The following is a 21545-nucleotide window of genomic DNA, read 5'->3' on the forward strand; positions in this document are numbered from 1 at the left end:
GCACGCCAGATTTTGCCGTGGGTGTTGATGGGGCCGGCCCGGGGCCGGCACTACCGCGCGGAAGCCGGGCCTATGCCCGGCTCGGGCGGCGTTACACCTGCAGCAGCTTGCGCGCGGCGGCGCGCGCTTCCTTGCTCACTTCCACGCCACCCAGCATGCGCGCCAGCTCTTCTTCGCGCGCCTTGCTGTCCAGCTTTTCCACGGCGCTCTGGGTCATGCCTTCCACCGGCGCCTTGCTGACCCGGTAATGGGCATGGCCCTTGGAGGCGACCTGCGGCAGATGGGTCACGCACAGCACCTGGCGCTTCTCGCCCAGTGCGCGCAGCTTCTGGCCGACGATGTCGGCCACCGCGCCGCCGATGCCTGAATCCACTTCGTCGAACACCATCGTCGGCACCGCGTCCAGATCCAGCGCGGCCACTTCAATGGCCAGCGAGATGCGTGACAGTTCACCGCCCGAGGCCACCTTGCGCAGGGCGCGCGGCGGCTGGCCGGCGTTGGCGGCGACCAGGAACTCCACGCGTTCGGCGCCCTGTGGGTCGGGCTTGCCGGCGTCCTGGGGTTCCAGCTCGATCAGGAACTGGCCGCCGCCCATGCCCAGCTCGGCGATGATGCTGGTGGTGGTGGCCGACAGTTCTGCCGCAGCCTTGCGGCGGCTCGCGCTGAGCACTTCAGCCTGCATCCGCCAAGCCGCAGCGGCCTTGTCGATCTCGCCGGCCAGGCGCTGCAGGCGCTCGTCGGCGCCGCGCAGTTGCTCCACTTCGGCATGCATGCGCTCGCGTTGCGCGCCCAGCTCGTCCATCGGCACGCGGTGCTTGCGGGCCAGGTCGTGCAGGCGGCCGAGGCGGCGCTCGTTCTCCTCGAACTGTTCCGGGTCGGCATCCAGATCGTCGTGCACGCGGTCAAGCAGCGACAGGGCTTCGTGCAGCTGGATCGAGGCATTCTCGATCAGGCCGTCCACCTCGCCCAGCCGTGGGTCGTGTTCGATCAGGCGCGACAGCTCGTGGCGCACCTGCTGCAACAGGTCCAGCGCGGAGCTGCCGTCGTCACCGTTGAGCTGGTTGCTGGCCGCCTGGCAGGCACTCAGCAGGGCGCTGGCGTGGGCCTGGCGACGGTGGCTGGCGCCGAGTGCCGCGATCGATTCCGGCTCAAGGTCTTCCCGGTCCAGTTCGCGCAGCTGGTGCTCGAGGAAGCCGATCCGGTCACTGACGTCGCCCTGTTGCGACAGCGCCAGCGATTCATCGACCAGTGCCTGCCAGGCCGCGGCGGCGCGCCGTACCTGGCGGCGTTCGTTCTCGTTGCCGGCATAGGCATCCAGCAGCGCCAGCTGCGACGGGCGCGTCAGCAGGGCCTGCTGTTCGTGCTGGCCGTGGATCTCCACCAGCAACGAGGCCAGGTCGCCCAGCTGGGCCAGGGTCACCGGGCGGCCGTTGATCCAGGCCCGGGAACCGCCGTCGGCGCGGATCACGCGGCGCAGCTGGCATTGGTCCTCGTCGTCCAGCTCGTTGTCGGCCAACCACTGGCGGGCGGCCTGCAGCTGCTCCAGCGCGAATTCGGCGGAAAGCTCGGCGCGGGCGGCGCCATGGCGGACCACGCCGCTGTCGGCGCGCAGGCCGGACAGGAAGCCCAGCGCGTCGACCATCAGCGACTTGCCGGCGCCGGTCTCGCCTGAAACCACGGTCATGCCTGGCCCGAACTCCAGTTCGGTAGCGCGGACGACGGCGAAATCCTTGATCGAAAGATGTCTGAGCATGGGTAAGGGGGTATCAGCAGCCGCGCAACGCTAGCACGCGGGCGCGGGAGGTCCAATGGCTTGCCAAGGTGATGCGCCGCCATTATCTAGTGTCCGTGTCTCACAGGTTGATTCCATGCACGGTTCTCCCGACCAGCTTGCCCCGCGTGCGCGCCATCTGCTGCGCACGCTGATCGCGCGTTATATCCAGGACGGTGAGCCGGTGGGCTCGCAGACGCTGGCACGCGTGGCCGGGCTGGAGGTCAGCCCGGCCACCATCCGCAACATCCTCGGCGACCTGGAGGACCTGGGCCTGCTGGCCTCGCCGCATACCTCGGCCGGGCGGGTACCGACCGCGCACGGCTACCGGGTATTCGTCGACAGCCTGCTGCAGATGCAGCCGCCGGGCGAGGGCGAGCTGGCCCGGCTGCGCCAGGAGCTGGCCGGCGGTGGCAGCACCCAGGCCCTGCTCGGCAGCGCTTCGGAACTGTTGTCGGCGATGAGCCACTTCGTCGGCGTGGTCAGCGCCCCGCGGCGGGAGCAGTTCGCCTTCCGCCAGATCGATTTCGTGGCGCTGGACGGACGGCGGGTGCTGGCGATCCTGGTGTTCGCCGACAACGAGGTACAGAACCGGGTCATTGAGACCCGCCAGGAGTTTGCGCCGGGGCAGCTGGAGCAGGTCGCCAACTACCTCAATGCGCATTTCGCCGGCCTGCCGCTGGCCGAGATCCGCACCCGCCTGCTGCTGGAACTGCGCGATGCCCGGTCCGAACTGGAACAGCTGCTGGCGCACAGCATCGAACTGGCCGAACAGGCCCTGCAGCCGCCGGCCGACGACATGCTGGTGGCCGGCCAGACCCGGCTGATGGGGGTGCAGGACCTGTCTGACCTGGAGCGCCTGCGCGAACTGTTCGAGCTGTTCTCCAGCAAGCGCGAGATCCTGCAGCTGCTGGAGCGGACCATCCAGGCGCCGGGCGTGCGCATCTTCATCGGCGAGGAGACCGGGATGATGCCGCTGCAGGGCGTCTCGCTGGTCACCGCCCCGTACACCGCCAACGGCCAGGTGCTGGGCGTGCTGGGCGTGATCGGTCCCAAGCGGATGGCCTACGACCGCGTGATCCCGCTGGTCCAGGCCACGGCCGATGTGCTCGGCGCGGCCTTTTCACCGGCCTCGCGCACGCCGGGAACATCCGACGCTTGAAACGCAGCATCCCGCCCACACTAGGGTGGTTGGAGGCGGAGTTTGACCGCCAGGGACCCAGACATGAACCACGAACAGCCAGATATCGAATCCCAGCAGAGTGCCGCCGATGCGGCCGCCACCGCCGGCGTCAACGACGAAGTCGAGCGCCTGCGCGCCGAAATCGAACAGGTCAAGGCCGATGCCCTGCGTGAGCGCGCCGACCTGGAGAACCAGCGCAAGCGCGTTGCCCGTGACATCGAACAGGCCCGCAAGTTCGCCAACGAGAAGCTGCTGGGCGATCTGCTCCCCGTGTTCGACAGCCTGGACGCCGGCCTGAAGGCCGCCGGCGACGACCCGCACCCGCTGCGCGAAGGCCTGGAGCTGACCTACAAGCAGCTGCTCAAGGTCGCTGCCGACAACGGCCTGGTCCTGCTGGACCCGATCGGCCAGCCGTTCAACCCGGAACACCACCAGGCGATCAGCCAGGCCCCGACCCCGGGCGCCGCCCCGGGCAGCGTGGTGACCGTGTTCCAGAAGGGCTACCTGCTCAACGAGCGCCTGCTGCGGCCGGCGCTGGTGGTGGTGGCCGCCGAGTGATCCCGCGGGGCCGGGCGGCGGACAGCCACCGCCACCCGACCCGACGCTGAACGCGCCGGATGACCGGAAACACAGCGTTCGGAGGATGGCTTGAATGTTCCACGAGCCTCCCCCACATCGTATTCATCCACCGGCCGAACGGCCGGACTGACCCCAACAAGTATCCTCAGGAGTCTCCCCCATGGGCAAGATCATTGGTATCGACCTCGGCACCACCAACTCGTGCGTGGCGATCATGGACGGCGGCAAGGCCCGCGTCATCGAGAATTCGGAAGGCGATCGCACCACCCCGTCGATCGTCGCCTACACCAAGGACGGCGAAGTCCTGGTCGGTGCCTCGGCCAAGCGCCAGGCCGTGACCAACCCGAAGAACACCTTCTACGCGGTGAAGCGCCTGATCGGCCGCAAGTTCACCGATGGCGAGGTGCAGAAGGACATCGCCCACGTCCCGTACAGCATCCTGGCCCATGACAATGGCGACGCCTGGGTGGCCACCAGCGACGGCAAGAAGATGGCGCCGCAGGAAATCTCGGCCAAGGTGCTGGAAAAGATGAAGAAGACCGCCGAGGACTTCCTCGGTGAGAAGGTCACCGAAGCGGTCATCACCGTGCCGGCCTACTTCAACGACAGCCAGCGCCAGGCGACCAAGGACGCCGGCCGCATCGCCGGCCTGGACGTCAAGCGCATCATCAACGAGCCGACCGCGGCCGCGCTGGCCTATGGCCTGGACAAGGGCGACAACAAGGATCGCAAGATCGTGGTGTACGACCTGGGCGGCGGCACCTTCGACGTCTCGGTGATCGAGATCGCCAACGTCGACGGTGAAAAGCAGTTCGAAGTGCTGGCCACCAACGGCGACACCTTCCTGGGCGGCGAAGACTTCGACAACCGCGTCATCGAGTACCTGGTTGAAGAGTTCAACAAGGACCAAGGCATCGACCTGCGCAAGGATCCGCTGGCCCTGCAGCGCCTGAAGGACGCTGCCGAGCGCGCCAAGATCGAGCTGTCCAGCGCCCAGCAGACCGAAGTGAACCTGCCGTACGTCACTGCCGACGCGTCGGGTCCGAAGCACCTGAACATCAAGCTGACCCGCGCCAAGCTGGAAGCGCTGGTGGATGACCTGATCAGGAAGTCGATCGAGCCGTGCCGCGTCGCCCTGAACGATGCCGGCCTGCGTTCGAGCGACATCAGCGAAGTGATCCTGGTCGGCGGCCAGACCCGCATGCCGAAGGTGCAGCAGGCCGTGACCGAGTTCTTCGGCAAGGAACCGCGCAAGGACGTCAACCCGGACGAAGCCGTGGCACTGGGTGCGGCGATCCAGGGCGGCGTGCTGGGCGGCGACGTCAAGGACGTGCTGCTGCTGGACGTGACCCCGCTGTCGCTGGGCATCGAGACCATGGGTGGCGTGTTCACCAAGATCATCGAGAAGAACACCACCATCCCGACCAAGGCCTCGCAGGTGTTCTCCACCGCCGAGGACAACCAGTCGGCCGTGACCGTGCACGTGCTGCAGGGTGAGCGCGAACAGGCCCGCTTCAACAAGTCGCTGGCCAAGTTCGACCTGTCCGGCATCGAGCCGGCGCCGCGTGGCCTGCCGCAGGTGGAAGTGTCCTTCGACATCGACGCCAACGGCATCCTGCACGTGTCGGCCAAGGACAAGAAGACCAACAAGGAACAGAAGGTCGAGATCAAGGCCGGTTCGGGTCTGTCCGAGGAAGAGATCGCACGCATGGTCGCCGACGCGGAAGCCAACCGCGAAGAAGACAAGAAGTTCCAGGAACTGGTGCAGGCCCGCAACCAGGCCGACGCCCTGATCCACGGCACCCGCAGCGCGATCACCGAGCACGGCAGCAAGGTCGGCGGCGATGTCATCGGCAAGGTCGAGGCAGCGCTGGCTGACCTGGAAACCGCGATGAAGGGCGACGACAAGGCACAGATCGAAGCCAAGTCGAAGGCACTGGAAGAAGCTGGCCAGTCGCTGTTCGCCGCTGCTTCGGCCGACCAGGGCGGTGCCCCGGGTGCCGACGCCGGCAATGCCGGCAAGGCGCAGGACGACGTGGTCGACGCTGAGTTCACCGAAGTCAAGGACGACAAGAAGTCCTGATCCGGACCGACGCGGGACGCTGGCCACCAGCGTCCCGTTGTCGCATCAGGGTCCTGACCGCCCACCGGCGTGTCGGGGCGCCCGACGCAAGAGCGGACCTGGTTCCGCTCTTCCGCTTTGACGAATCCCGACGTTCCGGAACCCGATTCACGATATGAGCAAGCGCGATTACTACGAAGTGCTGGGCGTTGCCCGCACCGCCACCGACGACGAGCTGAAGAAGGCCTACCGTCGCTGCGCGATGAAGTTCCACCCGGACCGCAACCCGGGTGATGCGGCGGCCGAAGCCTCCTTCAAGGAGTGCAAGGAAGCCTACGAAGTACTGTCCGACGGCAACAAGCGCCGCATGTACGACAGCCACGGCCACGCCGCGTTCGAGCACGGCATGGGCGGCGGTGGTCCGGGCGGCCCGGACATGAACGATATCTTCGGCGATATCTTCGGCAACATCTTTGGTGGCGGCGGTGGTCCGCGCCAGGCCCGTCGCGGCGCCGACATCGGCTACGTGATGGAGCTGGACCTGGAAGAAGCCGTGCGCGGCGTCGAGCGCCGCATCGAGATTCCGACCCTGGCCGAGTGCAGCGACTGCGATGGCAGTGGCTCCGAGGACGGCAAGGTCGAGACCTGCAACGTGTGCCACGGCCGTGGCCAGGTGCGCATCCAGCGCGGCATCTTCGCCATGCAGCAGGCCTGCCACAACTGCGGCGGCCGTGGCCAGATCATCGCCAAGCCCTGCAAGACCTGCCACGGCAACGGCCGCGTCGAGGAAGACAAGGTGCTGTCGGTGAAGGTGCCGGCCGGCGTCGATACCGGCGACCGCATCCGCCTGCAGGGCGAGGGCGAAGCCGGTCCGGCCGGTACGCCGCCGGGTGACCTGTACGTGGAAGTGCGCGTGCGCGAGCATGCGATCTTCCAGCGCGATGGCGACGACCTGCACTGCGAAGTGCCGATCCGCATCTCGCAGGCGGCACTGGGTGACACCGTGCGCGTGGCCACGCTCGGCGGCGAGGCGGAGATCCGCATCCCGGCCGAGACCCAGACCGGCAAGCTGTTCCGCCTGCGTGGCAAGGGCGTACGTTCGGTGCGCAGCCGCAGCGAGGGTGACCTGTACTGCCGTGTGGTGGTGGAGACCCCGGTCAACCTCACCAACGAGCAGCGCAAGCTGCTGGAGCAGTTCGAAGCCACCTTCGTTGGTGAGGAAGCGCGCAAGCATTCGCCGAAGTCGGCCACCTTCATCGATGGCGTGAAGGGCTTCTGGGACCGCATGACGTCCTGAGTTCTCAACGCAAGCATTGAACGGTAGCGCCGGGCCATGCCCGGCGTTTTCGTATGCGGTCAGCGGAAAAACGCCGCAGGTGTCTGCCCCAGCTGCCGCTTGAACATGCTGGTGAACGCGCTTGGGCTGTCGTAACCCATCGCCAGCGCGACATCGATGACCTTGTCGCCGACGGCCAGCCGTTCCAGTGCGGCCAGCAGCCGCGCCTGTTGTCGCCACTGCCCGAAGGTCATGCCCAGTTCGCTGGCGAAATGGCGCTGGATGGTTTTCACGTCCACCTGCAGGGCCTGCGCCCAATCCTGCAGCGTGGCGTCGTCGCCGGGATGCTTCTGGATGTGCTGGCAGATCCGCTGCAGGCGCGGGTCGGTGGGCGAGGGCAGGTGCAGCGGCAGCACGTCCATGCGGTGCAGCTCGTCCAGCAGCAGGCGCACCACGCGGCCGTCGCGGCTGTCGTCCACATGCGCGGTCTCGATCAGGCTGGCGGCCAGCAGCAGCTCGCGCAGCAGCGGCGCCACCTGTACCGCGAACGCTTCGTCCGGCAGCTGCGGCGCGAAGTCCGGCTCCACGTACAGGCTGCGCATGTGTACTTCGGCGATGCAGTCCACCGCATGGGCCGTGCCGGCCGGGACCCAGATCGCGCGGGTTGAAGGCACTACCCAGCGGCCGCCGTCTGCACGCACCACCATCAGTCCGGACATGGCGAACACCAGCTGGTGACGCCGGTGCCGGTGGGGCGCGATGTGGGTCCCGGGCTTGTAATGGCGGGCGCGGCAGGTCACTGGGCGGTGCACCGGAACCTCGTTCCACGGCGCAGTCTCGCGGACCTGGCAGGGGATGTCCTTTTTGCGATATGCCATGACCCGAACGCGGCAGAAGGGAGGGGGAGGTCACCGTAGCATGCGTGGCTCGCCCCCAACCTGACTGTGTCCATGTCGACCCTGGCTTCTCCCGCAACGACCTCACGCCCGGTGGCTCCCGGCGTGCTGGCCGCCATCTCCACCTCGCATGTCGTCAACGACATGATGCAGTCGCTGATCCTGGCCATCTATCCGGTGATCAAGGGCGGCTTCAACCTCAGCTTCACCCAGATCGGCCTGATCACGCTGACCTACCAGCTCACCGCCTCGATCTTCCAGCCGTTGATCGGCATGGCCACCGACCGCCGCCCGGCGCCGTACTCGCTGCCGATCGGCATGGCCTCGACCCTGTGCGGCATGCTGCTGCTGGGCTTCGCACCGAACTACGCGGTGGTGCTGATGGCGGCGGCGATGGTCGGCATTGGTTCGGCCATCTTCCATCCGGAAGCCTCGCGCATCGCGCGGCTGGCCTCGGGCGGTCGCCATGGTTTCGCGCAGTCGGTGTTCCAGGTCGGTGGCAACTTCGGTACCGCGCTGGGCCCGCTGATTGCAGCGGCGGTGATCGTGCCGTATGGCCAGCATGCCGCATCGTGGTTTGCCGGCGCCGCCCTGATCGGCATCGCGCTGCTGACCTATGTCGGCCGCTGGTACGCGCTGCACCTGGGCACCCCGCGTCCGGCCAGCACCGCCTCGACGGCGCCGCGCCATCCGCCGCGCACCGTGGCCAAGGTGCTGGCGATCCTGCTGGTGCTGATCTTCAGCAAGTACTTCTACATGGCCAGCATCGGCAGCTACTTCACCTTTTACCTGATCCACCATTTCGGCATTCCGGTGGCACAGGCGCAGCTGCACCTGTTCGCATTCCTGGTGGCGTCCGCGGCCGGCGGCTTCCTCGGCGGCCCGCTGGGTGACCGCATCGGCCGCAAGCCGATCATCTGGACCTCGATCCTGGGCGTTGCGCCGTTCGCACTGATGCTGCCGCATGCCGATCTGTTCTGGACCACGGTGCTGGCGGTGCTGATCGGTTTCGTGCTGTCCTCTGCGTTCTCGGCCATCGTGGTCTATGCGCAGGAAATGATGCCGCACCGGATCGGCATGGTGTCCGGCCTGTTCTTCGGTTTCGCGTTCGGTATGGGCGGGCTGGGTGCCGCCGTGCTGGGCCTGCTGGCGGACAAGACCAGCATCGAGTACGTCTATCAGCTGACTGCGTTCCTGCCGCTGCTGGGCATCGTGGCGGCGTGGCTGCCGCCGTCGCGGCCTGCCGCTCAATGAGGGGTGCTTTTTTTTGCAGGGCTGCGCCCTGCACCCGCAGAGGCAACGGCAAAAGCCAAAGCGCGCTATCCGTGGATTGGCGGGGTGGGTCCGGTTGCGGGGGGCGCCGTGAATACGTCCTTGTAGGCTCGGTCGCGCCATCCATGGCGCTCACGCCCCCGCAACCGGACCCACCCCGCCTTCGACAGTTTTCCGCGATCTGTCGGAACGACGTACTGCCCTGGTGGGTGTCGACCTTGGTCGACACGGTAGATCCACGCCATGCGTGGATGACTCATTCGATATCAGACAGATGTGTCGACCAAGGTCGACACCTACCAACTGCCGCGCGGAACAACAGCCGCGTGAACCTGTCGAAGGCGGGGCGGTGTCGGAGTGCGGGGTGTCAGCGGCATGGATGCCGCTGCCAAGCCTACAAGGACGTACTTGCGGCGTCCCCGCACTCCGACACCGCCCCGCCATACCACGGATAGCCCGCTCTGGCTTTTGATGTTGACGTTGATTCTGCAGGTGCAGGGCTGCAAGCCCTGCCGAAAACCCCCTTGGGCGTAGAATGCGGCCATGAGCGAATCCCTTGATAACCACCTGGTCCACGGCCGCCGCCAGCGGCCCGACGGTCCGTCGCCGATCGATGTCATCTCGGTCCAGTCGCAACTCGTCTACGGTCATGCCGGCAACAGCGCGGCAATCCCGCCGATGCGCGCGCTGGGCGTGCGTGTGGCAAGCATTCCGACGGTGCTGCTCAGCAACGCGCCGTTCTACGACACCACGCGTGGCCGCGTGCTGCCGGCCGACTGGTTCGCCGACCTGCTGCTCGGCAGCCACGAGCGCGGCCTGCCGCAACGCGCGAAGATGCTGGTGTCCGGCTACTTCGGCAGCACCGCCAACGGTGCCGCCTTCGCCGACTGGCTGGACGCGATCCTGCCGGGCTGCCCGCAACTGCGTTATTGCCTGGACCCGGTGATCGGTGACACCCACACCGGCCCGTACGTGGAACCGGGCCTGGAAGCGATCTTCGCCGAGCGCCTGCTGCCCCATGCCTGGCTGGTGACCCCGAACGCCTTTGAACTCAATCGCCTGACCGGCATGCCAGCGCTGGCCGAGGCCGATGCCATCGCCGCCGCGCGCACGCTGCTGGATCGCGGCCCGCATTGGGTGATCGCGCACAGCGTGGGCGGCACCCCGGGTGAGCTGGTAACCCTGGCCGTTGGCCGCGAGGAAACCTGGCGCTGGACCTCGCCGTTGCTGCCAGTGGACGTGGCAGGCACCGGTGATGTGCTGATGTCGCTGGTGGTGTCGTTCCTGCTGCGCGGCGAATCGATGCAGCAAGCGATCTCGCGCGCGATTGCCGGCACCCATGCGGCGCTGGAGGCGACCCTCGACAACGGCTTCGAAGAGTTCGACGTGATTGCTGCAGCGCCGGCGGCGCTGGCCGAAGGAACGCGCTTCCGCGCCGAACGCGTGGCATGAGCGGCCTGGACCCACGCACGCCGCGCACGGTCGGCATCATCGGCAGTGCCGGCGCCTACGGGCGCTGGCTGACCCGCTTCTTCCAGCAGCACATGCAGCTGCAGGTGATCGGCCACGATCCGGCCGATCCGGACTCGCATACGCCGGAACAGCTGCTGGCGCAGGCTGACGTGCTGGTGTTCTCGGCACCGATCCGGCATACGCCGGCGTTGATTGCCGCGTACGTGCAGCAGTCGGCCGGCCGCGAGCAGGACCGGCTGTGGCTGGACGTGACCTCGGTAAAAGAAGCGCCGGTGCAGGCGATGCTGGCCTCTCAAGCCGAAGTGGTCGGCCTGCACCCGATGACCGCGCCGCCCAAGGCGCCGACCCTGAAGGGCCGGGTGATGGTGGTCTGCGAAGCGCGGCTGCGGCACTGGCAACCGTGGGTTGATACGCTGTGCACGGCGTTGCAGGCTGAGTGCGTGCGCGCCACGCCGCAGCATCACGACCAGATGATGGCGCTGGTGCAGGCGATGGTGCATGCCACCCACCTGGCCCAGGCCGGCGTGCTGCGCCAGTACCAGCCGCAGCTGGGCGACCTGGCCGCGATGATGCCGTACCGGTCGGCATCGTTCGAACTGGATACGGCGATCATCTCGCGCATCCTGTCGCTGAACCCCGCGATCTACGAGGACATCCAGTTCGGCAACCCGTACGTGGCGCCGATGCTGGAGCGCTTGGTCGGCCAGCTGCAGGCCCTGCAGGCCCAGGTCGGGCAGGGCGACGACACTGCACGCAGTGCATTCCGTGAGCAGCTGTTGTTGGCCAATCGCAATGCCTTCGGCGAGCAGGAACTGGCTGACGGCAACTACACGTTCGAACGCGTGGGTTACCTGTTGGCGGACCTGACCGAGCGCAACGCGCTGTCGGTGCATTTGCCGGAGGACCGGCCGGGCTCGCTGCGTGAACTGTTGAACGTGTTCGAGCAGCACCGCATCAGCCTGGCCTCGATCCATTCCTCACGCACGCCCGGGGGCGAGGTGCATTTCCGTATCGGATTCGTGGCCGGCAGTGATCCGACGGCGATCCGTCGGGCAGCGGCCGAGGTGGACGCCAGCGGCATCGGACGGGTGCTGGGTTGAACACATTCATCCACAGGTGGTGTGGATGGATTCTGAGCAAACATGTGGATAACCGCGCGCAGCCTTTGGCAGCCAAGGCTGTCAAGATGGTTGGTCAAAAATTGACCATGCTTTTTTGTAGCATCGAGCCATGCTCGACCGCCTTTGGCAAAAAGCATGTCGACCAAGGTCGACACCCACCAGAGCGGGGCGGAATGAAATCCGGTAGCGCCGGGCCATGCCCGGCGAGCCTCAGATCGTCAACCTCAACTCGCCGCCACTGGTGGTGAATTCACGGCCATTGCGCACCAGCTGGCGCCCGTCATCCAGCTCATAGCGTGGCGTAGCTTCGGAGTGGTGCCCGCTGCCACTCGCTTCGGGCTTGAACTCGATGATGATGTGGCTTTCGCCGTTGCTGTCGACGGCGGGGAACTGACGGAACGACATCGTGCACCTCCTTCAGCGGATGCTGCTGCTGCGCGGCCAGCTTGGCCGCGCCGATGTTAGCCGGACGTCATCAATCGATGAACTGCAGGCGTGCCAGTTCAGCGTACAGTCCGTCTTCGGCCAGCAGCTGTGCATGCGTGCCCTCGGCGACGATGCGGCCCTGGTCCATCACCACGATGCGGTCGGCCTTGAGCACGGTGGCCAGGCGGTGGGCGATGACCAGCGTGGTGCGACCCGCCATCAACCGTTCCAATGCCTGCTGCACGCTGTGTTCGCTCTGTGCATCCAGCGCGCTGGTGGCTTCATCCAGCAGCAGGATCGGCGCATCCTTCAGCAGCGCGCGGGCAATCGCCACACGCTGCTGCTGGCCACCGGAAAGGCGGGCACCGCGCTCACCCAGCTCGCTGTCATAGCCCTGCGGCAACGCGCGCAGGAAAGCATCGGCCTCGGCGGCACGCGCGGCATCCTCGACTTCCGCGTCGCTGGCCTGCAGGCGGCCATAGCGGATGTTGTCGCGTGCACTGGCCGCGAACAGCGTCGGCTGCTGCGGCACCAGCGCCAGCTGCGCGCGCAGCTCGGCCGGGTCGACCTGGCGCACGTCGATGCCGTCCACGTCGATGCGGCCGCTGGCTGGGTCATGGAAGCGCAGCAGCATCGAAAGCACCGTGCTCTTGCCCGCCCCTGACGGACCCACCAGCGCTACGGTCTCGCCGGGGCGCACATGCAGGTTGAAGTGGTCCAGTGCGGCCTGGTCTGGTCGCTGCGGGTAGTGGAACACCACGTCGTCGAATCGTATCTCGCCACGCAGCGGTTGCGGCAACGCGTGCGGCTGGGCCGGCGCGCGGATCTCGATGTCTTCCTGCAGCAGCTCGCCGATGCGGCCCATGCCGCCGGCGGCGCGCTGCAGCTCATTCCATACTTCGGCCAGCGCGCCCACCGAACCGCCGCCGATCAATGCATACAGCACGAACTGACCCAGCGTGCCGGCGCTGAGGCGGCCGTCGATGACATCGTGCGCGCCCAGCCACAACACGCCGACGATGGCGCCGAACACGAGCAGGATGGCGCTGGCGGTGACCAGCGACTGCGCGCCGATGCGGCGCCGAGCGGCACCGATGGCATCACCGAGTGCCTTGTCAAAGCGTCCGCGTTCATAGGGTTCGCGCGCATGTGCCTGTACCGTGCGCACCGCTCCCAGTGTCTCACTGGCCAGGCTGTTGGCGTCGGCGATGCGGTCCTGGCTGTTGCGTGCGACGGTGCGCAGCTTGCGTGCGCCGATGATGATGGGCAGCACCGCCAGTGGGATGCCAAGCAGCGACCACGCCGCCAGCCGGGGACTGGTCACAAACAGCATCGCCAGGCTGCCGATGACCGTGACCGTGCTGCGCAGCGCAACGGACATGGTCGAGCCGACCACGCTGCGCAGCAGTTCGGTGTCTGCGGTCAGGCGCGAAACCAGCTCTCCGCTGCGGCTGCGGTCGTGGAAGCCGGCGCCCAGCTGGATCAGGTGGGCATACAGCTGGCTGCGCAGGTCGGCCACGACTTTCTCGCCAAGCAGCGACACGAAGTAGAAGCGCGCGGCCGTGCCCAACGCCATCACTACCGCCACCAGCATCAGCAGGGCGAACGCACGGTTGATCTGGCCGCCGCTGCTGAAACCATGATCGATCATCTGCTTCACCGCCGGAGGCAGGCTCAGCGTGGCGGCCGAAGACACCGCCAGGGCCAGCAGCCAGGCGGTGAACAGCCCGCTGTGGCGGCGCACGAATGGCCACAGCGTGCGCAGGCTGCCGAGGCGCCGCAGCGGCGGGGTCGAAGCGGGGGCGTCGTCCTTGTCAGTCATCCTGGTCGTCTTCTATGCGGATACGGTCACGGGTGGCGTCGCGCAGGCGGATTTTCAATGCGTCGACCTGATCGGCAGGCAGTTCGATCCGCAGGCACACACCGTTGGCATCGAACTGTTCATCGCGCTTTTCCGCGCTGAAGGCGGGCAGGGTGGCGTGCAGGGTGCCGAGGTCCTCAAAGCCAGCCAGCAGCTGCAACCGGGCCAGCGCCACCAGCGGCAGGCGCGGGGCGGTGCGCAGGCACTCGGCGGCGGCGCCACCGTAGGCGCGTACCAGGCCACCGGCGCCGAGTTTGATGCCGCCGAACCAGCGCGTCACCACCACCATCACCCGGTCGAAGCCCTGCCCGTCGATCGCCGCAAGGATCGGACGTCCAGCCGTGCCGGCCGGCTCGCCATCGTCGCTGGAACGATAGTCCTGGCCGTGCCGGTAGGCCCAGCAGTTGTGGGTGGCATCGGTCACCGCGACCTGCTGCAGGAACGCCATGGCCGCTGCGGCGCCGTCGATGGGCGCGGCCTGGGTGATGAAACGGCTGTGTTTGACTTCCAGCGCGTGGTTGACCGGCTGGGCGAGGGTATCGAGCATTCCCGTCATTCTACGGGGTTGCCGGGTGTTCCCGTCCGCTTCAATCGTCCAGCAGCGGCCGCAGGTCGCGCGGCAGGCGCGCTTCCGGGTACTGCTGCATGTAGCGCTCAAGGCTGGCACGGGCCAGATCGCGCTGGCCGTCGTCGCGTCGTGTGCGGATTTTCTGCAGCCACTGCCGGCGCGGCAGTCGTGCGTCGGCGTCCACTTCGGCCTGCACGGCATCCGCGCTCAGGCGCGCATCGCTGCCGCGGCGCATGATGCCCGGTGCGGAACGGCTGGGAGCCTCACGCTTCATCGAGGTGATCTCCACCCGATCCAGCGCCTGCGCCCGCTCGACCTCGGCTGCATTGGCGGCCGGTGCGCTGGCCGCGCGTGCTTTCAGTGCCCCGGACGCTGCCGGCGCGAGGGCCGGTGCCGGTGTGGGTGCCGGGTAGGCGGCCGGTGCCGGTGGCGCAGGTGGCGCAGGCGGCGCCGCTGCCGGTGCGGGCGGGAGGGCCGCAAAGGAGACATCGGCGGCCGCATCCGCAGCCATCGATCGTGCTGCCTGGGCCGACGCTTCATCGGGTTCGGCCGGAACGGGCTTGGACGCCCGCGCGATGGCCGGTGCCGGGGCGGCGGCAACGGGGGCCGCCTCGGGTGCTGCGGGCGCAGTAGCAGGATCCGCTGCCACCACCGCGCTGTCGGCTGCGCGGTTGCCAGCGGCCTGATCGGCAGCCGCGCTGTCTTCTGCCGCAGCCGGTGCCGCAGCCACGGCCGCCTCACCGGCCGGAATCGGCGGCGGTTCCGGACGCAGCTGCCAGGCGATGCCGATGGCGAACACCATCGAGGCGGCGATGCCGAACACGGCCGGCCAACGCGGGCGTGTGCGCTGCGTGCGCGGTGCCTCCGGAGAGGCCACTGCATCGGCAGGCGGAGCATCCACGGCGGCACGGGCCGCGGCCAGAATGGCGGTGTCCAGTGCAGCCGGCGGTGCCTGTTCGGCGCGACGGCCGAGCAGCCGGGACAGCTCGCGTTCTTCCGGCGTCAGTGGTTCGTCTCGGTTCATGCGTTCAATCCCGCACGCAGCTTGTCCATCGCATAGCGCAGCCGCGATTTCACGGTTTCCCGGCCTACGCCGGTGATCTGGCCGATCTCCTCCAGGCTCAGTTCCTGATCCAGCCGCAGCTGCAGCACTTCGCGCTGCTCCGGCGGCAGTTGTTCCATCGCCAGCTGGATGCGGCGACGTTGCTCGAATTCGGATAGCTCGCCCTCCGGGGTCTGCCCATCCTCGATCGCGGCCAGGCGCAGATCGGCGTCGGCCGGCGCGGCGGGGCGATGACGGGCGGCACGCCAATGGTCATTCAGGCGGTTGTGGGCGATGCGGAACAGCCAGGTGCTGAACGCGGCCTCGGGCTGCCAGCCGGCGCGGGCGCTGATCACCCGCTGCCAGACGTCCTGGAAGATCTCCTCGGCCAGCGCGTTGTCGCGCAGTTGCCGCAGCAGGAAGCCGAACAGGCGCTTGCGGTGGCGCGCATACAGGCTTTCGAAGGCGCGCAGGTCGCCACCGGCCCAGGCCAGCATCAAGGCTTCATCGGTTGGCAGTGCGCTGGCTTCCACGGCGTACAGGGTAAGGCCTGCGGGCGATGGCGCATAGCCGGTGGCGGGGGCGGGCAGGGCGAGGGTCATGGCTCGGATGGGGCTACGGACAGCAGGAAAAACGTACGGGTGCACGATTCGGGGTTTACGGGCTTCCATTGCCCCCCGGGTGGCGCGCTATGCTCGGCGGCTCAGGGGAGGCGACGCACAGACGGCGCCAAGAGATTGTCATTTGTCCACGCATGCTGAACCGGCGGAAGAGTCACCACACGAGGCCGTGCTGAGCACGGCGCTGGTGCGCGCGTTGCATGCGCTTTTGCCGGAAACGGCCGTGGTTCGCGTTGGCTGGGACGACCCGCAGCTCGGTCGTGGCCAGGGCGGCTGGCCGTCGCCAGCAGTTGCCGGCCAGGTGGCCGCGGAGCCGGGAATCGGCGAGGGTCAGCATGGCTGGGAATACGACGGTGCGCGGTTGCTGTTGTCGGTAGCCGGGGCGGCGCCTTCGCCTGCATGGTGGGGGGTTGCCCGGCAGGCGATGGAACTGGCGCTGCAGCGCGGCCGCCAAGCCGGCCAGATCAAGGCACTGGAAGAGGCCGAGCGGCTGCAGCAGGCCCTGTTCCAGATTGCCGATCTGGCCGGTGCCGATCTGGAAATGCCCGAGATGCTGCGCCACGTGCATGGCGTGCTCGGCACGCTGATGTATGCCGAGAACTGCTACATCGTGGAATACGACGATGTGCGCGACCAGATCCGGTTCCTGTACTTTGCCGATCAGGTCGATGACTTCGTCGCCGATCCCACGCAGAGCCATGACGCCAGCGAGATGCCGCGCAGCCTGACCGTGGCGCTGCTGCGCCATGGCAAGCCGCTCAGTGGCCCTTCGCGCAAACTGCTGGCGCAGGTGATGGAACAGGAGCATGACCCGCAGCGCGGTCCCGAAAGCCTGGACTGGCTGGGCGTGCCGATGCTGCGCGACGGCCGCGTCTGCGGGGCCATCGTGGTTCAGAGCTATGAACAGGCCGCCCGCTACGGCGAGGCCGAGCGCGCACTGCTGGGCTTCGTCGCCCAGCACGTGCAGACCGCGATGGATCGGCGCCAGGCGCAGGTCCGGTTGGAACAGCAGGTGGCGCGGCGCACCCAGGAACTGCAGCGGGCCAACCACAGCCTGCAGGACGAGGTAGCCGAGCGTCGTCGTGCCGAACAGCTGCAGACCGCCCTGTACAACATCGCCGAAATGGCGATGTCGGCCGACAGCCTGGCTCAGTTCTACGGGCAGGTGCACGGCGTGGTCGGGCGCCTGCTCGACGCGCGCAATTTCTACATCGCCCTGGTCAACCCGGCCGGCAACGGCCTGGATTTCGTGTATTCGGTGGACGAGCACAATGCCAGCCGCGCGCCACGGCCCTTCAGCCGGGGCCTGACCGAATACGTGGTGCGCAACCGGCGCCCGCTGCTGGCCTCGCGCGCGCAGATCGATGCGCTGCTGGCCAGTGGCGAGGTGCGTGAATCCGGTGCACGTTCGCACTGCTGGCTGGGCGTGCCGCTGCTGCGCGACGACGAAGTGGTCGGCGCGATCGTGGTGCAGAGCTACAGCGAAAACAGCACGTTCAGCGTTCACGACCAGCGCCTGCTGACCTTCGTCGCGCAGAACATCGGTACCGGCCTGGCCCGTCAACGCGACCAGCAGCGGCTGCGTTCGGCGCATGCCGAACTGGAAAAGCGCGTGGAAGAACGTACCCGCGAGCTGGCCGAGGTCAACGAAAAGCTGCTCGGGCAGATCGGCGAGCGGCTGCGGGCCGAGCAGCGGCTCACCCATCAGGCCATGCACGATGCGCTGACCGGCCTGCCCAATCGCCTGCACCTGCTGGATCGACTGCAGGATGCGCTGGTGCTGGCCAGGCGTGAGGGTGGCCCGGTGTTCGCCGTACTGTTCCTCGATCTGGATCGCTTCAAGCTGGTCAACGACAGCATCGGGCATGCCGCCGGCGACCGCATGCTGGAGGAAGTGGCCAAGCGCATCGTATCGATGGCCGGCGCCGACGACGTGGTGGCACGGCTGGGCGGTGATGAATTCGCGGTGCTGCTGCAATGCCCGCAAGGTCTGGCCCAGGCACTGGATTTCGGCCAGCGGCTGCTGCTGGCGTTGCAGGAATCGATGTGGATCGCCGGGCGCGAACTGTTTCCGTCCGGCAGCCTGGGCATTGCCCTGTGGAATCCGCGCTACCGCACCGGAGAAGAGCTGCTGCGCGATGCGGATGCGGCCATGTACCGGGCCAAGGCGCAGGGCCATGACCGCTGTGCGATTTTCGACGAGGACATGCGCGAAGAAGCCATGCGCAGCCTGGACCTGGAAGCCGACCTGCGCCGTGCGATCAACAACCGCGATTTCGTACCGTTCTACCAGCCGATCGTGCGCTTGTCCGACGGTGAAGTGGTCGGCCACGAGGCGCTGCTGCGCTGGCAGCATGAGCGCCGTGGCCTGCTGCTGCCCGGCGCGTTCCTGGAGCTGGGCGAGGAAAGCGGCCTGATCGAGCAGGTCGACTGGCTGATCTACGAACAGGTGATCATTGGCCTCGCCGAAGGCGGGCACAGCTATGTATCGGTCAACGTATCACCGCGGCATTTCCGCTCTGCGGAGTTCAGCGGCCGCCTGTTCGGCCTGCTGGACGCATACGGGGCCGATCCGCAGCGGCTGCGGCTGGAAATAACCGAGGTGGCGCTGCTGGATGATGCCCCGCACACCCTGCGCATCCTGCAGGGGCTGCGCGAGCGCGGCATCCAGGTGCAGCTGGACGATTTCGGTACGGGCTTCTCCGCGCTGTCCTACCTGCACCGTTTCCCGATCAGCACGTTGAAGATCGACCAGAGTTTCATCGCTGGCCTGCATGGGCCGGAAGTGCAGAGCACGCGCGCGCTGGTCGAGGGCGTGCTGTCGCTGGCGCGCACGCTGGGCATCGAAACCATCGGCGAAGGAATCGAGACCGAGGCGCAGCGGCAGACCCTGCGCGAACTGGGTTGCGACTACGGCCAGGGCTACCTGTTGGGGCGGCCCGCCCCGTGGTCGCACGCGGCGGCCTGAGCCCACCGCGTGCGGCTGCATCAACGCAGGGCAGCGCGACGCTTCTCGTCGATCCACTTCGAGGCCTGGGCCGGCTGGTAGTTCTGCATCCACTCCAGCATCGCTTCGATGTCCGAGCCGTACCACAGGTCCTGGCGCTGGTCCGGGTGCAGGAAGCGCTCTTCCACCATGCGATCGATCATGCCGATCAGCGGGGCGTAGAAACCTTCCACATCGAGGAAGGCGCACGGCTTGTTGCCGATGCCCAGCTGGCGCCAGGTCAGCATTTCAAAGATCTCTTCCATGGTGCCGAAGCCGCCGGGCAGGGCGACGAAGCCGTCAGCAAGATCGAACATGCGCGACTTGCGCTCATGCATCGAACCGACGATCTCCAGTTCGGTCAGGCCGCGGTGGGCCACTTCCCAGTCGGCCAGCTGGCGCGGGATCACGCCGGTCACCTCGCCGCCAGCGGCGAGCACGGCATTGGCCACGGTTCCCATCAGGCCGACGTTGCCGCCGCCATACACCAGGCGCAGGCCGTCGCGGGCAATGCGGTCGCCCAGGGCAATGGCGCGTTCGGTGTAGGCCGGCTTGCTGCCAGCGTTGGAACCACAGTACACACAGATCGATTTCATGGATCTTCCTGTCTCTTGGCCGGAAACGAAAACGCCCCGTCGCCAACCGCAGGGCGGTCGGGGACGGGGTGTCCTTGGATTATGAGCCCTTCTGTAGAGCCGAGCCATGCTCGGCTGCTCTTCGTTCAGATCGCGGCAAAGGCCGAGTCGAGCATGGCTCGACTCTACAAACGCCAAGCAGGCTTACGCGGCAGCGGCCTGTTCGCGGCGCGGGCCTTCACGCAGGGCACGGCCGACCATCCCCACCAGCAGGTCCAGCTCCTCGCTGTCCATGCCGAAGTGCGGGGTGAAGCGCAGCGAGTTCTCGCCACCGTGGATCACGTTGATGCCGTGCTGGCGCAGCCATTCTTCGGTGGAATTGGCGCCGTAGCACTTGAACTGCGGCGCCAGCTCGCAGGAGAACAGCAGGCCGGTACCCTGCACCTTGGTGATCAGGCCGCCCAGCTCGTTCTTCAGCTGCTCCAGCTTGCGTACGGCTTCGGCGCCACGTTCGGCGATGTTGGCGCGCACCTGTGGGGTCAGCTGGGCCAGCGTGGCGCAGGCCACGTCCAGCGCACGCGGGTTGCTGGTCATGGTGTTGCCGTAGATGCCCTTGCGGTACAGCTGCGCGGCATGCTCGGTCACCGCCAGCACCGACAGCGGGTACTGCGCGGCGTTCAGCGCCTTCGAATAGGTTTCCATGTCCGGCGGGTCCAAGCCTTCGAAGCCCGGGTAATCGACCACCGAGAGCACGCCATGCGCGCGCAGGCCGGCCTGGATCGAGTCGAGCAGCAGCAGGCTGCCATGCGCACGGGTCAGTTCGCGGGCCACGGCGTAGAACGACGGCGGCACCGAGCGGCCCGGGTCGCCTTCGCCCATCACCGGCTCCAGGAACACCGCCTCGATGAACCACTGGTTGCGTGCGGCGTCCTCGAACACCTTGCGCAGGCCGGCCTCATCGTACGGCGCCACGGTGATCACCGAATCCTCGCCACGGTAGCTGGCCAGGTGCTGCATGTAGCTCTTGCGGCTGGAATCGGAATACAGGGCAGGGCGGTCGGTACGGCCATGGAAGCTGCCCTTGACCACCACGCGCTTGATCGCAGCGCCAGCGTGGCGCGCACCCGGGTCGGTCTGCAGCTTGGCGTTGACGTCGGCGATGCGCGCGGCCAGGCCGACCGCTTCGGAGCCGGAATTCAGGCACATGAAACGGGCGAATGGGCAGCCGCCACGGCGATGGCCGATCTCGGCGCGCAGGGCGGTGATGAAGCGCTGCTGCGACAGGCTGGGGGTCATGATGTTGGCCATCACCTGCGGGCGGGCCATTGCCTCCAACACGGCGTCCGGGGTGTGCCCGAAGCCGAGCATGCCGTAGCCGCCAGCGTCGTACAGCACGGCGCCCTTCAGGGTGACCACCCACGGGCCGCGCGCAGCCAGTGCCACGTACGGGGTCACCGCGTCATCGGCGTAGAAGTTGACGAAACCATCCTGCATCGCGTCGATCTGCGCCTGTTCGTCCTGCGCCAGCAGCGGCCCCAGGTCGGCCTGCACGCGCGCGAATTCCTCGGCGGCGGCGTCCACCGCGGCGATCAGCTGCGGGTGGTTGGCGGACAGGGCGGTCAGCGTGGCGTCGTCCAGGCCGGAGGTGAGGCGGGTGCCGGGCTGGGCGCGCAGGGGGGCGAGGCGTTCGATGAAGCTCATTGCAGATCTCCTGAAACGATGGGTCGCACGGGCCTTCAAATGCAAAACGCGCGTCATCACGCGCGCTTGGGGGCAGGCTCGTGCAGCGGACTTCCAACTCGATGCTAGCACTTGTTTTTTTGCGCGATAACCC

17 protein-coding genes are annotated in these 21545 nt (G+C 67.5%); 8 read left to right on the forward strand and 9 right to left on the reverse strand.

Annotation, left to right across the window (positions count from 1 at the left end):
* Nucleotides 1-91 precede the first annotated feature (91 nt).
* Nucleotides 92-1753: a DNA repair protein RecN gene (recN, locus tag VG543_RS17390; protein ID WP_251102713.1), complete on the reverse strand. Its 1662-nt coding sequence runs from the start codon at nucleotides 1751-1753 to the stop codon at nucleotides 92-94.
* 115 nt (nucleotides 1754-1868) lie between these two features.
* Between recN and hrcA the strand changes: the two genes are divergently transcribed.
* From hrcA to dnaJ, 4 genes are all read left to right on the forward strand, one after another.
* Nucleotides 1869-2933 carry a heat-inducible transcriptional repressor HrcA gene (hrcA, locus tag VG543_RS17395; protein WP_019661243.1) on the forward strand — a complete coding sequence of 355 codons (1065 nt, stop codon included), beginning with the start codon at nucleotides 1869-1871 and terminating at the stop codon, nucleotides 2931-2933.
* 63 nt (nucleotides 2934-2996) lie between these two features.
* The gene (gene grpE / locus VG543_RS17400; protein ID WP_019661244.1) at nucleotides 2997-3512 is read left to right on the forward strand and encodes a nucleotide exchange factor GrpE; all 516 of its coding nucleotides are present in this window, start codon (nucleotides 2997-2999) and stop codon (nucleotides 3510-3512) included.
* Between the two features lie 181 nt (nucleotides 3513-3693).
* On the forward strand, nucleotides 3694-5616 hold the full coding sequence (dnaK, locus tag VG543_RS17405) for a molecular chaperone DnaK (RefSeq protein WP_021202053.1): 1923 nt from the start codon (nucleotides 3694-3696) through the stop codon (nucleotides 5614-5616).
* 154 nt (nucleotides 5617-5770) lie between these two features.
* Nucleotides 5771-6892, forward strand: coding sequence for a molecular chaperone DnaJ (gene dnaJ, locus VG543_RS17410; protein ID WP_111104896.1), 1122 nt, complete (start codon nucleotides 5771-5773; stop codon nucleotides 6890-6892).
* A gap of 59 nt (nucleotides 6893-6951) precedes the next feature.
* On the opposite strand, the gene VG543_RS17415 is transcribed toward dnaJ, so the two are convergent.
* On the reverse strand, nucleotides 6952-7749 hold the full coding sequence (locus tag VG543_RS17415) for an AraC family transcriptional regulator (protein ID WP_069137857.1): 798 nt from the start codon (nucleotides 7747-7749) through the stop codon (nucleotides 6952-6954).
* A 72-nt stretch (nucleotides 7750-7821) separates the two neighbouring features.
* On the opposite strand from VG543_RS17415, the gene VG543_RS17420 reads away from it, so the two are divergent.
* The 3 genes from VG543_RS17420 (at nucleotide 7822) to VG543_RS17430 (ending at nucleotide 11612) form a co-directional block, all read left to right on the forward strand.
* A complete protein-coding gene (locus VG543_RS17420; RefSeq protein WP_423179145.1) occupies nucleotides 7822-9021 on the forward strand; it encodes an MFS transporter in 1200 nt (399 codons plus the stop codon).
* 561 nt (nucleotides 9022-9582) lie between these two features.
* Nucleotides 9583-10491 (forward strand): pyridoxal kinase, encoded by a 909-nt coding sequence (pdxY, locus tag VG543_RS17425; protein WP_019661249.1) that lies wholly within the window; start codon nucleotides 9583-9585, stop codon nucleotides 10489-10491.
* Entirely contained in the window at nucleotides 10488-11612 is a 1125-nt protein-coding gene (locus VG543_RS17430) for a prephenate dehydrogenase (RefSeq protein ID WP_111104002.1), read from the forward strand. The genes pdxY and VG543_RS17430 overlap by 4 nt, the downstream gene beginning before the upstream one ends.
* A 231-nt stretch (nucleotides 11613-11843) precedes the next feature.
* On the opposite strand, the gene VG543_RS17435 is transcribed toward VG543_RS17430, so the two are convergent.
* From VG543_RS17435 to VG543_RS17455, 5 genes are all read right to left on the reverse strand, one after another.
* Nucleotides 11844-12038, reverse strand: coding sequence for a hypothetical protein (locus VG543_RS17435; protein ID WP_019661251.1), 195 nt, complete (start codon nucleotides 12036-12038; stop codon nucleotides 11844-11846).
* 70 nt (nucleotides 12039-12108) lie between these two features.
* The gene (locus VG543_RS17440) at nucleotides 12109-13881 is read right to left on the reverse strand and encodes an ABC transporter transmembrane domain-containing protein (RefSeq protein WP_019661252.1); all 1773 of its coding nucleotides are present in this window, start codon (nucleotides 13879-13881) and stop codon (nucleotides 12109-12111) included.
* A complete protein-coding gene (locus VG543_RS17445; RefSeq protein WP_308305990.1) occupies nucleotides 13874-14467 on the reverse strand; it encodes a YigZ family protein in 594 nt (197 codons plus the stop codon). The genes VG543_RS17440 and VG543_RS17445 overlap by 8 nt, the downstream gene beginning before the upstream one ends.
* Before the next feature lie 40 nt (nucleotides 14468-14507).
* Nucleotides 14508-15512 carry a hypothetical protein gene (locus VG543_RS17450; protein ID WP_180832330.1) on the reverse strand — a complete coding sequence of 335 codons (1005 nt, stop codon included), beginning with the start codon at nucleotides 15510-15512 and terminating at the stop codon, nucleotides 14508-14510.
* Nucleotides 15509-16027 carry an RNA polymerase sigma factor gene (locus VG543_RS17455; RefSeq protein ID WP_229301621.1) on the reverse strand — a complete coding sequence of 173 codons (519 nt, stop codon included), beginning with the start codon at nucleotides 16025-16027 and terminating at the stop codon, nucleotides 15509-15511. Before VG543_RS17455 ends, VG543_RS17450 begins: the two co-directional genes overlap by 4 nt.
* 247 nt (nucleotides 16028-16274) lie before the next feature.
* On the opposite strand from VG543_RS17455, the gene VG543_RS17460 reads away from it, so the two are divergent.
* Nucleotides 16275-19118 carry a bifunctional diguanylate cyclase/phosphodiesterase gene (locus VG543_RS17460; RefSeq protein WP_019661255.1) on the forward strand — a complete coding sequence of 948 codons (2844 nt, stop codon included), beginning with the start codon at nucleotides 16275-16277 and terminating at the stop codon, nucleotides 19116-19118.
* 20 nt (nucleotides 19119-19138) lie between these two features.
* Here the strand turns inward: VG543_RS17460 and VG543_RS17465 are convergent, their stop codons facing one another.
* Together VG543_RS17465 and VG543_RS17470 are read right to left on the reverse strand one after the other, a co-directional pair.
* Nucleotides 19139-19732 (reverse strand): TIGR00730 family Rossman fold protein, encoded by a 594-nt coding sequence (locus VG543_RS17465; RefSeq protein ID WP_019661256.1) that lies wholly within the window; start codon nucleotides 19730-19732, stop codon nucleotides 19139-19141.
* Nucleotides 19733-19915: 183 nt separating this feature from the next.
* Nucleotides 19916-21412, reverse strand: coding sequence for an aminotransferase class III-fold pyridoxal phosphate-dependent enzyme (locus VG543_RS17470; RefSeq protein WP_019661257.1), 1497 nt, complete (start codon nucleotides 21410-21412; stop codon nucleotides 19916-19918).
* Nucleotides 21413-21545 lie beyond the last annotated feature (133 nt).

Origin of the sequence: Stenotrophomonas sp. CASM101 (assembly GCF_049384845.1) — a bacterium.
In the GTDB taxonomy this organism is placed as follows: domain Bacteria; phylum Pseudomonadota; class Gammaproteobacteria; order Xanthomonadales; family Xanthomonadaceae; genus Stenotrophomonas; species Stenotrophomonas hibiscicola.

What these genes read in the sequence shown, in the direction of transcription:
- recN (WP_251102713.1), bottom strand. Translation starts at nt 1,753, where the DNA reads ATGCTCAGACATCTTTCGATCAAGGATTTCGCCGTCGTCCGCGCTACC.
- hrcA (WP_019661243.1), top strand. Translation starts at nt 1,869, where the DNA reads ATGCACGGTTCTCCCGACCAGCTTGCCCCGCGTGCGCGCCATCTGCTG.
- grpE (WP_019661244.1), top strand. Translation starts at nt 2,997, where the DNA reads ATGAACCACGAACAGCCAGATATCGAATCCCAGCAGAGTGCCGCCGAT.
- dnaK (WP_021202053.1), top strand. Translation starts at nt 3,694, where the DNA reads ATGGGCAAGATCATTGGTATCGACCTCGGCACCACCAACTCGTGCGTG.
- dnaJ (WP_111104896.1), top strand. Translation starts at nt 5,771, where the DNA reads ATGAGCAAGCGCGATTACTACGAAGTGCTGGGCGTTGCCCGCACCGCC.
- VG543_RS17415 (WP_069137857.1), bottom strand. Translation starts at nt 7,749, where the DNA reads ATGGCATATCGCAAAAAGGACATCCCCTGCCAGGTCCGCGAGACTGCG.
- VG543_RS17420 (WP_423179145.1), top strand. Translation starts at nt 7,822, where the DNA reads ATGTCGACCCTGGCTTCTCCCGCAACGACCTCACGCCCGGTGGCTCCC.
- pdxY (WP_019661249.1), top strand. Translation starts at nt 9,583, where the DNA reads ATGAGCGAATCCCTTGATAACCACCTGGTCCACGGCCGCCGCCAGCGG.
- VG543_RS17430 (WP_111104002.1), top strand. Translation starts at nt 10,488, where the DNA reads ATGAGCGGCCTGGACCCACGCACGCCGCGCACGGTCGGCATCATCGGC.
- VG543_RS17435 (WP_019661251.1), bottom strand. Translation starts at nt 12,038, where the DNA reads ATGTCGTTCCGTCAGTTCCCCGCCGTCGACAGCAACGGCGAAAGCCAC.
- VG543_RS17440 (WP_019661252.1), bottom strand. Translation starts at nt 13,881, where the DNA reads ATGACTGACAAGGACGACGCCCCCGCTTCGACCCCGCCGCTGCGGCGC.
- VG543_RS17445 (WP_308305990.1), bottom strand. Translation starts at nt 14,467, where the DNA reads ATGCTCGATACCCTCGCCCAGCCGGTCAACCACGCGCTGGAAGTCAAA.
- VG543_RS17450 (WP_180832330.1), bottom strand. Translation starts at nt 15,512, where the DNA reads ATGAACCGAGACGAACCACTGACGCCGGAAGAACGCGAGCTGTCCCGG.
- VG543_RS17455 (WP_229301621.1), bottom strand. Translation starts at nt 16,027, where the DNA reads ATGCTGGCCTGGGCCGGTGGCGACCTGCGCGCCTTCGAAAGCCTGTAT.
- VG543_RS17465 (WP_019661256.1), bottom strand. Translation starts at nt 19,732, where the DNA reads ATGAAATCGATCTGTGTGTACTGTGGTTCCAACGCTGGCAGCAAGCCG.
- VG543_RS17470 (WP_019661257.1), bottom strand. Translation starts at nt 21,412, where the DNA reads ATGAGCTTCATCGAACGCCTCGCCCCCCTGCGCGCCCAGCCCGGCACC.